The sequence below is a fragment of the Cupriavidus pinatubonensis genome, assembly GCF_019602855.1.
Classification (GTDB): domain Bacteria; phylum Pseudomonadota; class Gammaproteobacteria; order Burkholderiales; family Burkholderiaceae; genus Cupriavidus; species Cupriavidus pinatubonensis.
In genome coordinates this window covers 416,025-429,475 of sequence record NZ_CP080769.1, presented here as the reverse complement: position 1 = coordinate 429,475, position 13,451 = coordinate 416,025, and the positions used below count along the sequence as shown (strand labels likewise).

13 protein-coding genes and 1 pseudogene are annotated in these 13,451 nt (G+C 61.3%); 10 read left to right on the top strand and 4 right to left on the bottom strand.

The window, feature by feature from the left end:
• Positions 1-308: 308 nt before the first annotated feature.
• Entirely contained in the window at positions 309-686 is a 378-nt protein-coding gene (locus K2O51_RS33825; protein WP_220631990.1) for a type II toxin-antitoxin system VapC family toxin, read from the bottom strand.
• Positions 686-922: a type II toxin-antitoxin system Phd/YefM family antitoxin gene (locus tag K2O51_RS33820; RefSeq protein WP_220631989.1), complete on the bottom strand. Its 237-nt coding sequence runs from the start codon at positions 920-922 to the stop codon at positions 686-688. Before K2O51_RS33820 ends, K2O51_RS33825 begins: the two co-directional genes overlap by 1 nt.
• Positions 923-1,107: 185 nt before the next feature.
• Between K2O51_RS33820 and K2O51_RS33815 the strand changes: the two genes are divergently transcribed.
• From K2O51_RS33815 to ybgF, 4 genes and pseudogenes are all read left to right on the top strand, one after another.
• Positions 1,108-2,328 carry a DNA-binding protein gene (locus tag K2O51_RS33815; protein ID WP_220631988.1) on the top strand — a complete coding sequence of 407 codons (1,221 nt, stop codon included), beginning with the start codon at positions 1,108-1,110 and terminating at the stop codon, positions 2,326-2,328.
• A 124-nt stretch (positions 2,329-2,452) separates the two neighbouring features.
• On the top strand, positions 2,453-4,093 hold the full coding sequence (locus tag K2O51_RS33810; RefSeq protein ID WP_245001994.1) for an H-NS histone family protein: 1,641 nt from the start codon (positions 2,453-2,455) through the stop codon (positions 4,091-4,093).
• A gap of 178 nt (positions 4,094-4,271) precedes the next feature.
• On the top strand, positions 4,272-4,532 hold the full coding sequence (locus tag K2O51_RS33805) for an H-NS histone family protein (protein WP_220631986.1): 261 nt from the start codon (positions 4,272-4,274) through the stop codon (positions 4,530-4,532).
• A gap of 77 nt (positions 4,533-4,609) precedes the next feature.
• Positions 4,610-5,367 (top strand): annotated as a pseudogene (gene ybgF, locus K2O51_RS33800) (tol-pal system protein YbgF).
• Between the two features lie 177 nt (positions 5,368-5,544).
• On the opposite strand, the gene K2O51_RS33795 reads toward ybgF, so the two are convergent.
• Complete coding sequence (locus K2O51_RS33795; protein WP_220631985.1) at positions 5,545-6,222, bottom strand: glutathione S-transferase family protein; 678 nt, start codon at positions 6,220-6,222, stop codon at positions 5,545-5,547.
• A 73-nt stretch (positions 6,223-6,295) separates the two neighbouring features.
• Positions 6,296-6,898, bottom strand: a complete 603-nt coding sequence (locus K2O51_RS33790; RefSeq protein WP_220631984.1) for a glutathione S-transferase — start codon at positions 6,896-6,898, stop codon at positions 6,296-6,298.
• A gap of 363 nt (positions 6,899-7,261) precedes the next feature.
• On the opposite strand from K2O51_RS33790, the gene K2O51_RS33785 reads away from it, so the two are divergent.
• The 6 genes from K2O51_RS33785 to K2O51_RS33760 all read left to right on the top strand — a co-directional run bounded on the left by K2O51_RS33785 (position 7,262) and on the right by K2O51_RS33760 (position 13,320).
• A complete protein-coding gene (locus tag K2O51_RS33785) occupies positions 7,262-8,155 on the top strand; it encodes a LysR substrate-binding domain-containing protein (RefSeq protein ID WP_220631983.1) in 894 nt (297 codons plus the stop codon).
• 752 nt (positions 8,156-8,907) lie between these two features.
• Complete coding sequence (locus K2O51_RS33780; protein WP_220632308.1) at positions 8,908-9,993, top strand: ABC transporter substrate-binding protein; 1,086 nt, start codon at positions 8,908-8,910, stop codon at positions 9,991-9,993.
• 49 nt (positions 9,994-10,042) lie between these two features.
• The gene (locus K2O51_RS33775; RefSeq protein ID WP_220631982.1) at positions 10,043-10,936 is read left to right on the top strand and encodes a branched-chain amino acid ABC transporter permease; all 894 of its coding nucleotides are present in this window, start codon (positions 10,043-10,045) and stop codon (positions 10,934-10,936) included.
• Positions 10,929-11,816: a branched-chain amino acid ABC transporter permease gene (locus K2O51_RS33770; protein WP_220631981.1), complete on the top strand. Its 888-nt coding sequence runs from the start codon at positions 10,929-10,931 to the stop codon at positions 11,814-11,816. The genes K2O51_RS33775 and K2O51_RS33770 overlap by 8 nt, the downstream gene beginning before the upstream one ends.
• Positions 11,813-12,604, top strand: coding sequence for an ABC transporter ATP-binding protein (locus K2O51_RS33765; RefSeq protein ID WP_220631980.1), 792 nt, complete (start codon positions 11,813-11,815; stop codon positions 12,602-12,604). Before K2O51_RS33770 ends, K2O51_RS33765 begins: the two co-directional genes overlap by 4 nt.
• Positions 12,601-13,320: an ABC transporter ATP-binding protein gene (locus K2O51_RS33760; RefSeq protein ID WP_220631979.1), complete on the top strand. Its 720-nt coding sequence runs from the start codon at positions 12,601-12,603 to the stop codon at positions 13,318-13,320. Before K2O51_RS33765 ends, K2O51_RS33760 begins: the two co-directional genes overlap by 4 nt.
• The last annotated feature ends 131 nt before the right edge of the window (positions 13,321-13,451 follow it).

The following is a 13,451-nucleotide window of genomic DNA, read 5'->3' as shown; positions in this document are numbered from 1 at the left end:
CCAGGCGGTGACGGCGGCAAGAGCGTCTGCCGCGGCGCTGCGGGCGGCCTGGTCTGGGGCGCGGGTGCTGCCAGCGGCGCCGGACAGTGCCGCTGGCAGGTGACGGTGCCCCAGCGGGGTCCGGAGCGGGGCAGTCGGGCCGTCCGGGGGTGGGACGGGGGCAGTTCCACGAGTGGGCGCCTTATTTTCAAATCAGCGGATCTGGGTGAATCGCGCCGCCCTCGGCTGCCAAGCGAAGTCGGCCATAGCAGCGGACCGGGAAACCAGACCGCTTATATGCCGTCACTTGCCGAGATTTCTGTGGGCCCCTAAACCCGAATGACGAGGTCGGAGTACTTCCAGACGTGTTCGTCTGCCGAGAGCAGTCGCAGTGGTTCGATGATCGCCTGAGCGATCAGCAGCCGATCAAACGGATCTCGATGGTGGCTTGGCAGATGACGCACTGCGGCGGCATGCGTGTTCGTCACAGGAAGCTCGCGAAAGCCTGCGGCGGTAATTTCAGCGATGAGTTCGTCGACATCGACTTCGATTTTGTCGAGGCCCGCCTTGATGGCGATCTCCCAGATGCTGGCCGCACTGATGAAGACCTCCTCGGCATCCACGATCAGTCGCTGTGCGGTCTGGCTCAACTTCGGGTCATTCGTGACCGCCCAAAGGAAAACATGGGTATCGAGCAGGATGCGCATTACCGTCCCTCGAAGGCGGCCAGCAAGTCCTCGGGGAGCGGTGCGTCGAAGTCATCCGCCGTGCGGATCTTGCCCTGCAGCCCGCCCAGGCGCCGTGGGGGCTTGGGCGTGACGAACGGCACGAGCCGGACCACCGGCTTGCCCGCCTTGGCAATCACGACCTCGTCGCCTGCCGCCACCTCTTCGATGAGCCGCGAAAGGTGCGTTTTGGCCTCATGAATGTTCACCGTCTGCATGGTTTTCTCCCAACAATGGACTTAGTCTAGCTTAGTCTAAATCGACCGACAAGGCTGCTGAGGATGACCCGCTTTCCGCCCATTTACTAGACATAAGAACACTTATGTCTAAATTATGGCGTTTTATGTTTGAGTAATAACGTATTACGTAGTAATATATAAGCACTCAACGATGCTTTTTGCCGATGGCCGCCGACCTCGATCTGACCGACACCACCCTGCAGGCCGACCTGGCGGAGCTGCGCAGCCGCTTCCCCGACACCCGCGCGTTGTACCGCGAGGTCTGCGGCCTGCTGTTCTTCCGTTACGGCGTCACGCCCACCGCCAACAAGCTCTACAGCCTGGTGCGCAAGGGCAGCATGGGCACGCCCGCCGAGGTGCTGCAGCAGTTCTGGCAGGAGTTGCGCGGGCGCACGCGTGTCACGATTGACCACCCGGATCTGCCCGATGCGTTGAAGGAAGTCGCCGCCGACGCCATCAAGACGATCTGGCAGGCCGCCAACGAAGCGGCGAGCAGCGAACTGGCGGCGCTCCGGGCGGAAGCCCGCGACGCGGCGCATGCGGCCGAGGCCGAGCGCGATGCCGCGCGCGCCGAAACCGCGGCTGCGCGCGAGGACGCACTGGTGATCTCGGCGCAGTTGGGCGAGGCCCGGCAGGCGCATGACGCGATCCAGGCCCAACTGGCGGCCGAGCGCCAGGCGCACGCCGCCACGCGGGCGCGCTGGGAAGCGGGGCGGGGGGAACTGGAGGTGGCGGGGCGCCAGCTGGCGGAACTGCGTACCCAATTCTCGACGGAGCTTGAACGGGCCCGCGAGGCGGTGACGCTCGCGCAGGAACGCGCCGAAGCCAGCGAGCGGCGCAGCTTGCGCGAACTGGACCAGGAGCGCACCGCGCGCCAGAAGAGCGAGCGCACGGCCGACGAGCTGCGCGCGGAACTGGCGACGGCCCGCAGCGAGGCGCGTGATGCCGCGGTGGCGCAGGCGGAGGGCCGCGCGAAGCTGGAAGCACAGGCCGCGGCGCTGGCTGATCGGCTCGCGGCCACCGAGCAGGCGCAGCGCAAGGTCGCGGGCGACCTGGACACCGTGCAAACGGAGCTCGCCGCGGCGCAGCGCCGGGCCGAGCGGGCCGAAGCGGAAGCCGCCCTCGCGCGCCAGTGGCTGGCCACCTTGCGCGTCGCGCCGCGCGAACGCGACGGCGGTGGTGGTGGTGGTGGAAGGCGGCGCAAGGGCGACCGTTCGGCGGCGACCGCGCCGGAAGAACCAGGCGACGGTCAGGGGGACGCTGAGCAGGATGAGCTGGCCAAAGAACAGGGCGAAGAACGGGGCAACGCGCCGGGGGCGGCGCACCCCGACCATCAGGACGAAGGCAACGACAGCAGTGACACCAGCGATGACAGCAAAGACTGAGCGGGCGGACGCGATTCCGCTGGATCCCGGCGCCGAAGGGCGTAGGCGAGAAGCGAACGACACGCCAGAGACAAGGTCTCACCGTCCATGGGATAAGGCAGCGTCAGCACCGGCAGTGACGGCAATGAAGGAGAACGAATTGGCCCCAAAACCAGCAGTGGAACCCCTTGTCGAGAGCAAGGCGACGGACGGATTGGGTCAGATGGAGATTCCCATCGCTGAGGCGATGCGTGACGCGGATCCCTTCAGTGGTGAAGCCAGTGGTGCAGGCGTCGGTCGTGGCAGCGTTGACACTGCTGACACTCAGGCCCGACGCTTGGACTTCTGGTCGACCAGCCGGGAGAGCGGCCCGACGGCGACGGTGTCCTATCGGCGCCGGCGGGCTTACGCCGCCCCGGATGCTGTAACGGCAGACGTGGCACGGGAAGCATCGAGGGAAGCCGCCGCCTCGGCGGCGTTGACGGAATCTGACTTGCCCGAAGCGCCCATGGAAGCCATACCTTCGGCAGCGACCCCTGAAGCCGTGGCCGAAGCGCCGGTGGAAGTCCTGGCCACGGACGAACCGACGGAAGCTGCCGCCGAGGACGAAAGGACCGAAACGGCCGCCCCGGTCGCCCCGCTTGACGCCCCAGCTCCGGAAGCCGCACCGGAAAAGACGCGGGGCCCGAAGCGCGGTCGAAAGCCGAAAGCGCTCACCGAAACTGCCGCTCCGGAAGCTGCGCAGGAAGAGACGCAGGCCCCGAAGCGCGGTCGGAAGCCGAAAGCGCTGACCGAAACTGCCGCTCCGAAAGCAGCGTCGGAAGAGACGCGGACCCCGAAGCGCGGTCGCAACCCGAAAGCGCTCACCCAAACTGCCGCTCCGGAAGCAGCGCCGGAAGAGGCGAGTGCCCCGAAGCGCGGTCGGAAGCCGAAAGTGCTCGCCGAAACTGCCGCTCCGAAAGCAGCGTCGGAAGAGACGCGGACCCCGAAGCGCGGTCGCAACCCGAAAGCGCTCACCCAAACTGCCGCTCCGGAAGCAGCGCCGGAAGAGGCGAATGCCCCGAAGCGCGGTCGGAAGCCGAAAGTGCTCGCCGAAACTGCCGCTCCGGAAGCCGCGCCGGAAGAGACACGGGCCCCGAAGCGCGGTCGGAAGCCGAAAGCGCTCACCCAAACTGCCGCTCCGGAAGCAGCGCCGGAAGCGAGGCGGGCCGCGAAGCGCGGTCGGAAGGCGAAAGCGCTCACCGAAACTGCCGCTTCGGAAGTAGCGCCGGAAGAGACGCAGGCCCCGAAGCGCGGTCGGAAGCCGAGAATCCTAGCTGAAGTTGCCGCTCCGGAAGTCACGGCTCAAGAAACCCCAACCCGAAAGCGCGGACCGAAGCAGAGAACATTGCCTGGCGTGGAGGCTGCCCCGGAAGTGCCGACTCAGAAGAGGCAAGCCCGGAAGCCGCGACGGGAGCAAAAAGCGCCTACCGCCACCCAAAGCCCGTCCCAGTCCTCACTGCTCGCTCAACTGGCCTCTGTCAATGCGCAACTTGAGCAGTTGCGAGCCGCGGTGCCAAAGGTCGTGGAGGAGATTCGGCAGTGGATGCAGGAGTACCACCTCAGCATGGAGGACATTGCGGGCAAGCCCAGTGTTGAGCCCGCTGCCCGCGCGGTTCCGACCAAGACGAAGGCCGCGCCGAGGTACCGCAACCCCAAGACGGGCCAGACCTGGTCGGGGCGCGGTCGGGCTCCCGCGTGGCTTGGCAAGAAGCGCGAGCGTTTCCTCATCGATCTCTTGTCCTGAACGACAGGTTGGCGGGCGCGGCCGGTCCGCCCCCATACATAGGATCTAGCGAACTCGGAAGGCCGGAAGTTCGGCGGCCACTGCGCAGCAAGCCCAAGGGGAAGAGCCGGGCAATGAGCCGGGGCGACGGCGCTGCCTAACAACCAGGACGAAGGCAACGACAGCAGTGACGGCAGCGATGACAGCAAAAACTGAGCGGTCGGACGCGATCCGCTGGATCCAGGCGCAGATGGACGACTACGGGCTCACCCTCGAGGAGCTCGACGCGGCGGGGTGCTTCGCGCCGCCGCCGCCCCCACCCGAGCCACCTCCACCGGCACCGGTGGTCTGCTACCGCAACGCGGAAGGGCTGACCTGGGACGGGCGGGGCGAGATGCCCTCGTGGCTCAAGCGGGCGGTCAATGCGGGGCAGAGTGTGGAATTTTTCCGGGTGGGATAGGCTTGCCGATGCATTTGGCCCGCAGACCAAGAGCGATCTGACGCGGGCTCACCGACACAACCCACGACGACCCATTTATGAAAGTACACGTTTCCACCCTGTTGTGGCTCGCCGCCATGGCGAGCGGCGGTATGCTGCCACCCACGCCGGCACATGCCGGGGTGTTCGACGATGAGCAGGCGCGCAAAACGGTCATCACCCTGCGCGACCAGTTCAACAGCTTCCAGGCGACGGCGACCCAGCGCATTGAGCAGAACAGCCGCACTACGCTCGATCTGCAGAACCAGCTCGAAGGCCTACGCCAGGAAGTGGCGCGGCTACGCGGCCAGAACGAAGTGCTGCAGAACACGGTGGCGACGCTGCAGAAGCAGCAGAAGGACTACTACGTCGACCTGGATGCGCGCCTGAAGAAGTTCGAGCCGCAGCACGCTTCGGTCGAAGACCGCCAGGGCACGTCGCAGCCGGGCGAGAAGCCCGAATACGACGCCGCGCTCAAGCATTTCCAGGCGGGCGATTTCAAGAGCGCCGGGAATTCGTTCTCCTCGTTTATCAAGAAGTATCCGCAGAGCCCGTACCTGCCGCTGGCGCAGTACTGGCTCGGCAACTCGCTCTACGCGCAGCGCGACTATAAGGGGTCCACCTGGGTGCTGCACAAAATGATCGATGCCAATCCGACGCATCCCAAGGTGCCGCACGCCATGATCGCGGTGGCCAATAATCAGCTCGAGTCCGGCCAGAAGGCGGCGCGCGCAAGACGCTGGAACAGGTGGTGGCCAAGTATCCCGGTACCGAGGGCGCGCTTGCGGCGAACAATCGGTTGAAGACGCTGAAGTAAGTGCGGACGGCTTCCAGCCGGCTGAGGCACACGCCGGAAGACCTGGATGCGGCAGACGGCCTTCGAGCCGCCCCCACCACCGCCGCCGGTGGTCCCGTGCTGGCCAGCGCAGACGATCGCTGGCTGAGATTGCGGCGCCAAACAAAGAAAGCCGCTTTCCGTGATTGCTGGCGGCGCCTAATGGCCGCCGTAAAGCGCGTCGGCAATGGCTTGCACCCTGTCGACGTCGCCTTCTAGCCTTTCCTGATACGGCGCACCGATGACATAGGCGCGCTGGATGTCGGCGCGCGAGGTCATTCTGTGCAGGTAATCAGCGGTCCTAGGCAAGCCATCCAGATTGATGCGCAGTAACCTGTGAAGACGCATCCACGGGTAAATCGACATATCCGCGATCGAGTAGTCGCCGCAGATGTAGGGCTGCAAAGCCAATGCTTGTTCAAAGACCTGAAAGAGCCTGTGAGTCTGTGCGACATAGCGGTCGGCCGAATAGGGGTGTGGTTCCGGTACCTGGTGATTGAAATGGTAATTTTGGCCCGCCATCGGCCCCAGGCTACTCACCTGCCACATCAGCCACTGCAGGACTTGCCATCGGGCGTCCAGCGATGCGCCGATAAAACGTCCGTGCTTCTCTGCCAAATACAGCAGGATAGCGCCGGACTCCGCTACTAGTTGTTGGTTGTCCCTGTCCAGCAGTACTGGAATCTTGGCGTGTCGGTTGAGCCGGGAAAACGCAGGCAGGTGTTGCTCGTCGCGGCTCAGATTGATGTGGCAGATATCGTACTGGGCGCCCAGGGCTTCCAGCATCACGAGGACTTTGTAGCCATTGGCCGTGGGTGTGAAGAACAAAGTGTACATAGGCGGGCGTGCCGTTCAATTAGGAGGCGGGCGCGCGCCTACTTGGTGGCAGTTCGCGCGCTATTGAAGCGGGTTACAGGATTGGATATTTCTTGAACGCTGGGAGTTCTTCTGTGAGCCTGGCATGGCGTCGCAGATGGGGAAACGCGTCGGCCTTGACTACGGAAGCGAGGGTGGATTGGGTAAAGGACCAGGCAACTACCGCGGTAAGCGACGCTTGCGTCAATGACTCGCTTTGGCGGTTGGCCAATCGCTCTTCCAGGGTTGAATAGGCGGCCAGCAGTTGCCCCGTCACTCGGTCGAGCCACGGCTCGTGAAGCTTTTCCGGCGGTCGTAGGTTGTGCTCGTAAACGATTTGTACGGTTTTTTCGCAGGCAGCCAACGACAATCCGATCAGCTGCAAGTCAAGGGCGTGTGCCGCGGCTTCCCGTGGCAACAGCTTTTTGTCGTCAGGCGCCAGTGCTTCAAAATAGTCGAGAATCAGGCTTGAATCCATCAGTACCGTCGAGTCGTCTAGCACCAGCGTAGGCGCTTTGACGACCGGGTTGATCTTCGCGAACTCATCGAAGGTACTGAATACCGAGAGCGATTGATGCTCAAAATTGACTCCGTACAATTCCATAGAAATTGCCACGCGGCGCACGTAGGGTGAGTCCAACATGCCAACCAGTTTCATAAAGCCTCCATTTACGTCAGTGTGATTTTCAGGTGCAAGGGATGCTTGAGGTGCTTGAAGAAGACGGACGCATCCCGATGGGTCAAAGCTAAAGGCCTCCCAAGCATTCACCAGAGGCGTCTCTTCTTCGCCATCCAATAGGATCAGGTATGTGCACTATAAGTAACTTTTATTCGGGTGGCGGGCCAGCTACAACTAATCAACTAGGAGATCAAAGGGCCATTTGTTCCCTCAACGTACGTGATAGTAGAGTTCTGAAGAAGAGCCTCCCAAGAGAAAGGTGGGTTAGTTTTTGTTAATTTATCTTCAATTTAGCCGTTAAAATATCGATAATTTTTACCGTTACACGTAAGTTGAGCTTACATGAGCGCGTTTCCACCTTTGACGTGTTTGCGTAGTTTCGAGGCAACCGCCAGGCTCGGCAGTGTCACCTTGGCGGCCCAAGAGTTGTCTGTTACGCACTCGGCCATCAGCCAGCAGATCAAAGCGCTCGAAGAGATTGTCGGCCTCACTCTCTTTGTACGAGAAGGGCGTGGACTGCGGGTGAGCGAGGACGGTCGACTATATGCATTACAGATTCGCAAGGCCTTGGGCGACATCGCAGAGGCTACGCGGTCGATCCAGGCTCAACCCAAAACGGGTGAGCTGGTTGTGGCGGTACTACCTTCGTTTGGTCGCTCCTGGCTGTTGTCGCGACTACCCAGTTTTCAGCGACTTCACCCCCACATCAGCGTTCGCCTGCAAGCAAGCCTGACCATTTCCAACTTGCAACAGGAATCTGTCGATATCGGTATCCGCATGGGCAAGGGTGACTGGGAAGGTGTGGAGCAAAAGCTGTTGTTTCACGATGATGTGGTGGCCGTCGCGGCCCCACATTTCAATGGCGGGAAGTTGCCGAAGACGCCTCAGAAAATTGTCCAGAGCAAGATCATCTACGGCACGGAGTCTTGGCTCCCCTGGTGCCAGGCGGCAGGCATCGAGATGAACTTCGAGCGCAAGGGCTTATGCAGCAATGACTCGAACCTTGTGCTGGAAGCCGTTCGGCTGGGGCAGGGAATAACCTTGGAGCGGCGCAGCCTGGTACATGACGCCATCATGCGTGGTGAACTGGTACAACTGTGCGATGTTAGTGCGCCGTATGCCTACCCTTACTGGTTGGTATGGCCTCCTCGGAAAAGCTCTGAAGGCAAGCAGCGCGACTTCTCTCATTGGCTATTCAAGGAGGTAGAAAACTACCTGGTGCAAGTCAAGCAATAGTTAGAGGGAGGCGCACCGTAATGGACCCTGACGATCGTCAGGTGGTCATAGCAGGCGAAAACTTAGATCGCGGTCTGACCTGCATAGTGAAATGAACTGCGCAAGGCTGCTGCAGTATATAGAGCGCTGGCTCGAGGCATGCATCTGTGCAAACACATGACGGGACCTTGGTCCTGCCTGACAAAGCGGTTTGTCGAACGACAGCAAATGGCCCACCCGGGCGGCATCGTCTATTGCCGTAGAAGAAGGACCGTCGCTAGCTTGTTTGCCTTAGCCCCTTTGGCGCGGTCTCCGAACAGAGGACGGCTGATATAGCGATCACAAGTATTGTCTTCCTTGGCAAGCCGAACACCCAGTCGACGACTGGTCTGCACAACACAACCTTGCGGCGCAATTTGAAGTTCACGAGACTTCGCAGGCAGCAAACGTTGCATATCGCAAGGATGGAGCGTGACCAGGCATTGGAATGGTGCGTCGCACCAACGCTGTGCCCGTTCTATCCGGACGTGAGCATCAAGGGGCCACTAAGGAAAAACGATAATACAAAAGTGTCGGCACTTTGATAGGCTTGTAGGGGTTCTAGGTCCCATCGGGGGCCACCGACTTTATGGCACGCTAGTTGCGTTCCAGCGGTCTGAACCAGAGAGTCTGAGGCGAGGAGCATTCTCCTCGCCTCCTTCCTTTACCTAAAACTGTCGACACTTGTGTCGTCAGAAATCGCCGGGGAGGTCCCTGTGAAGCTTGCGAAACGGATGTACTTTGGAGTTGCCGCCACGAGTCTGTTCGTGGGAACCAGCGTGTCAGCGTACGCGCAGAACGTAACTCTTGGCGCGGTGTTGCCTTTGACGGGCTCGAGCGCCTCTGTGGGCGAAGACCAGCGCCGCGGCATTCAGCTAGCCGTTGAACAGGTGAATGCACGCAACGGGGTTCTCGGCCAGAAGCTTCAGGTGATGGTGGAAGACTCCGGGGGCGTGGCCGCGACGGCACTCGGGGCAGCGCGAAAATTAGTATCGGTTAATAAGGTTCCGGTCGTTCTAGGCGAGTTCTCTTCAGGCATCACAATCCCGGTGGGCGAATACGTTGTCCAGCAGGGCAGTGTTCACCTGAACATCGGCTCATCAGGTACCCAGATTCGAAAGATTGGCAGGGGCTCGTTCAGCATCATCGGCCTGGACGAACTCTCCGCTCAGTTTGCAGCTGGAGACGTGTACTCGCAGAACGTCAAGGACGTGGCGTTCTTCGCGCCCAATAACGCCTACGGGCAAGGCGTCGCAAAGGAATTCAAGCAACGCTACGAGGCGAAGGGCGGGAAGGTGTCCTCGGTGGTCCTCTATAACGAGGGCCAGTCAACGTACCGTCGCGAGCTGCAGCAGGTCGCGCGTACCCGGCCACAAGCATACGTCTACAGCGCGTATGGCCAGGAAGCGGCCACCATCAACCGCGAAGCGTTCGAGCTCGGACTGAATAAGCAGAAGTGGTATGGCATCTACCTGACGATGTGTACGAGCGATTCACTGCCGCAAGCCGTAAAGGGCCAGGAGGGCCTGGAAGTGGCATCCATCGGCGAAGGCGGCAAGTCGTACGAAGACGCCTACCGCAAAAAGTACAAGGAGGCGCCGAAGTCCTCGTTTGGCAGCTACGCGTACGACGGTGTGATGGTCGCGGTAGCGGCAATCAACAAGGCCGGTTCGGCTGATGCCGCCAAGATTCGCGCGGCTATGGGAGCACTCGGCGCGCAGAACGGTGCCACGGGCACGATTGCGTTCGACGCCGACGGCCAACGCAAGGATCAGCCATACGACAAGGTCAAGTTTGATACCACGGTCGTCACCCGATGACCGCAGTCGCGCCGCACTCGCGGCGCGATCGTTTCCTGGAGAAACTCCAATGCTGCAATTTGTCATCGACGTCCTTATCAGGACCTCTGACATCATGCTTGTGGCCGTTGGCCTCAGCGTAGTCTACTCGCTGGTCAAGTTCCCGAATATCGCGCACGTCCAGTATGCGATGGTCGGGGCCTTCGCCCCCCTCGGATTTAGCCACCTCGGCCTGCCGTTTCCCTTCGCGGTACTCCTGTCATGCGTGTGTACGGGCGTACTGGCCGTTGTGCTTCACGCGCTTATCTTCAAACGGTTGCTGCGCGGTGGCAGTTCCATTGCCATGATTGGCTCTCTCGCAATTTCCATGATTGTGGTTGCCTTCGTGCTCGGAATTGCAGGCTCTCGCCCCCTGCGCTACACGACGGCATTGCCTGCGCCATTTCAGGTTGGCGACACCTCCATCTCGTTGGACCAACTGACGTCTATCGGTCTGGGCGTAGGGTGTCTTTGTCTTCTGGCTCTGCTTCTGTTCCGTACAGGTGTCGGCCGCTCGATGCGGGCAATGTCCTCCAATCCGGCCCTCGCCGCCGCAACTGGGGTGAACGGTTCTCTGGTGGTTGCTGGCATCACGTTCCTCAGCGGCGTCCTCGCGGCGCTTGGCGGCACGATGCTCGGTTTAACCGAATCGGTACACATCAGCCTGGGTAGCAATCTTCTTCTGCCCGTCTTTGCTGCAGCCATCCTCGGTGGCCTGGGCAATCCTCTGGGTGCTGCCGCTGGCGCGTTGCTGATTGCACTCACGGAAACGTTCGTCACGAGCATGGATCTTGGGTGGGTCTTCGGCACACCGAATGTGTACCTGCCCATCACGTACATCAGTGCCGCTTCGTTCCTGATTCTCCTGGTGGTCTTGCTGTTCAAGCCGTACGGGATTTTCGACAAGGAGATTCGTCGTGTATAACTTCTTGCTCCACGTAGCGGGGTTGAGCTGCGTCTACTCGCTCCTGGCACTGAGCCTGAATCTCCAGGCAGGCTTTGCTGGCCTTCTGAACTTTGGCTTCGTCGCGTTCGTCGGTGTCGGCGCTTACGCTACCGCAATCTGCACCTCGCTTGGCTATCCGGCTGTCGCTGGCATGGCCGTAGGTGCTGTTGTGGCGATGGCCGTCGGCCTGATCATGGCCCGGCTTGGACGAAACCTCGCCTCTGACTACTGGGCAATTGCCACCCTGGCAGTTGCGGAGCTCATTCGCATCGTTGCCGTCAACGAAGGGTGGCTCACCGGGGGTGCGCAAGGCTTGAGCGGCGTGCCGCCGTTGGTCAGGTTCGGGGAAGGGGCACAGAGCGACGTGGGCTTCGTCCTGGTTGCCCTGATCGCAGCGATAGTGGCGTTCGCCATCTGCCAGCGCTTGACGCATGGTCGCTTCGGTCGAGCAATTCGCCTGATGCGCGACGAGCCGGCGTTGGCCACGAGCCTGGGATACAGGCTGCTTCCGCTCAAAAATCAGGCCACGGTAATGAGCGCAGTCATCGCATCCGTCGGCGGTTCGCTGCTGGCGCACTACATGAGCTTCGTCGGGCCCGACTACATGCTGCCCTCTGAAACGTTCGCGGTATGGACGATGGTGATGATTGGTGGCTTGGGCAACAACGCCGGCGTCGTTCTCGGCGCAATTGTCGTAGAGGCCATCTACAGCGCCGTGCCGTTCGTAAAGGACTACTTCGAAATCAGCAGCGACATCGCAGGTGCAGCCCGCATCGGGAGCATTGGACTGATTCTCCTTGTCTGCCTGCTGCTTCGTCCGGCAGGACTCATTCCAGAAAAAATCCGGAGCCCCCTATGAGCACGCTTCTTCGTTTGCATGACGTCCACAAGTCCTTCGGCGGAAACCATGTGCTCACCGGACTCAGCTTCCACATATCGAAAGGGGAGATTGTTGGCCTACTTGGCCCCAACGGCTGCGGAAAGAGCACAGTCCTCAATACCGTGACGGGTTACTGTCCCATCGACAACGGCAAGATTGAAGTCGGGGGGCAGATCGTCAGCGGGCGCGCGCCCCACGAGATTGCAAAAATGGGGGTCCGGCGGACGTTCCAACTTCCCTCGATGCCTTCGCGGATGACGGTGGCCGAGACTGTCATGGCCGCGTCGACAGGTCGGCATGGCCTGGTCAGCACGTTGATCCGGTCGCTTGCCACGGTCGAATTGGAACGACAGACCAAGGAGCGCGCCGCCCAGCTCATGAAAGAGCTACTGCTGGACAAGGTGGCGCACCTGCCGGCCACTGCTATCTCCGGCGGCCAGAAGAAGCTTTTGGGCATTGCATGCGCGCTGATGGAGCAGCCGTTGCTACTCCTCCTTGATGAGCCCATGGCCGGCGTCCATCCGAACTTGCGCGCAGAACTCGTGGAGACACTCAAGCGCATCAACCGCCAAGGCGTCACTCTCGTGATTATCGAACACGACATGCACTTCATCGCCGAGACCTGTACTCGCTGTGTGGTGTTGGATAAGGGACGGACCGTGGCCGATTGCCAGCCCGCCGAACTGGAGAACCACCAGGGCGTGGTCGAGGCCTATCTGGGCAAGAAGCCGAGCATGCGTCTTGAAGCCGTAGGAGTGCCAGCATGATTTCTGTAAAAGACGTAGTTGCCGGCTACTCGCGCGAGGTGGACATCCTCCGCGGAATCACACTTTCAGTGAAGCAGCCGGAAATCGTGACCATCCTTGGACCCAATGGATGCGGCAAGTCGACGCTGCTCAAGACCGTCGCAGGCTTCCTGATGCCCAGGGAAGGTAAGGTCGCCTTGGACGATGCCGACATCGGACAAGTCCCGGTCTTCCGGAAGGTGAGAAAGCATGACATCGGGTTCGTCCCGCAAACCGATAACGTGTTCGGCGCGTTGTCCGTGTGGGAGAACCTGGCGCTTGGCGGGCAGTTTATGCGTGACCATGACCGCAAGGAGCGGCTCGATCAGCTGTATGGTGTCTATCCCGTGCTCAAGCGGAAGTGCAAGGCCAGGGCATCGAGCCTATCTGGCGGCGAACGACAACTGCTGTCGCTGGCCAGGGCACTGATGCCTCGTCCGCGATTCCTGCTGCTCGACGAACCCTCGGCGGGCTTGTCGCCAAAGATGCTCTCGGAGGTCTTCGACGCGATTGTCGTGCTCCGCGACACCGAGCAAGTCGGTGTCCTCATGGTGGAGCAAAACGCTGCGGAAGCCCTGTGCATTTCCGACCGCGCTTACGTCCTCTCCATGGGCAAGGTTGCGCTGGAAGGAAAAGCGTCGGAGCTGCTCGCAAGTGACGACATGCGGCGCTTGTACCTGGGCGGCCGTACCCACTGACACAGCGATAGCTGGCGGAGGAGGCGGGGGGAAATCCCGTTTGTGATGCTCCCTGCGGACGTACCGACGTACCCCGCAGGGAGGCGCTCGTCCATATTCGCTGAAGCCGTTGTGAGAACCGCCCGAATCGC

Bases quoted from the DNA above. Each gene is read 5' to 3' on its own strand.
- K2O51_RS33795 (WP_220631985.1), bottom strand. From the start codon at position 6,222: ATGTACACTTTGTTCTTCACACCCACGGCCAATGGCTACAAAGTCCTC.
- K2O51_RS33820 (WP_220631989.1), bottom strand. From the start codon at position 922: ATGCAGACGGTGAACATTCATGAGGCCAAAACGCACCTTTCGCGGCTC.
- K2O51_RS33780 (WP_220632308.1), top strand. From the start codon at position 8,908: ATGTACTTTGGAGTTGCCGCCACGAGTCTGTTCGTGGGAACCAGCGTG.
- K2O51_RS33810 (WP_245001994.1), top strand. From the start codon at position 2,453: ATGAAGGAGAACGAATTGGCCCCAAAACCAGCAGTGGAACCCCTTGTC.
- K2O51_RS33775 (WP_220631982.1), top strand. From the start codon at position 10,043: ATGCTGCAATTTGTCATCGACGTCCTTATCAGGACCTCTGACATCATG.
- K2O51_RS33825 (WP_220631990.1), bottom strand. From the start codon at position 686: ATGCGCATCCTGCTCGATACCCATGTTTTCCTTTGGGCGGTCACGAAT.
- K2O51_RS33805 (WP_220631986.1), top strand. From the start codon at position 4,272: ATGACAGCAAAAACTGAGCGGTCGGACGCGATCCGCTGGATCCAGGCG.
- K2O51_RS33815 (WP_220631988.1), top strand. From the start codon at position 1,108: ATGGCCGCCGACCTCGATCTGACCGACACCACCCTGCAGGCCGACCTG.
- K2O51_RS33790 (WP_220631984.1), bottom strand. From the start codon at position 6,898: ATGAAACTGGTTGGCATGTTGGACTCACCCTACGTGCGCCGCGTGGCA.
- K2O51_RS33760 (WP_220631979.1), top strand. From the start codon at position 12,601: ATGATTTCTGTAAAAGACGTAGTTGCCGGCTACTCGCGCGAGGTGGAC.
- K2O51_RS33785 (WP_220631983.1), top strand. From the start codon at position 7,262: ATGAGCGCGTTTCCACCTTTGACGTGTTTGCGTAGTTTCGAGGCAACC.
- K2O51_RS33765 (WP_220631980.1), top strand. From the start codon at position 11,813: ATGAGCACGCTTCTTCGTTTGCATGACGTCCACAAGTCCTTCGGCGGA.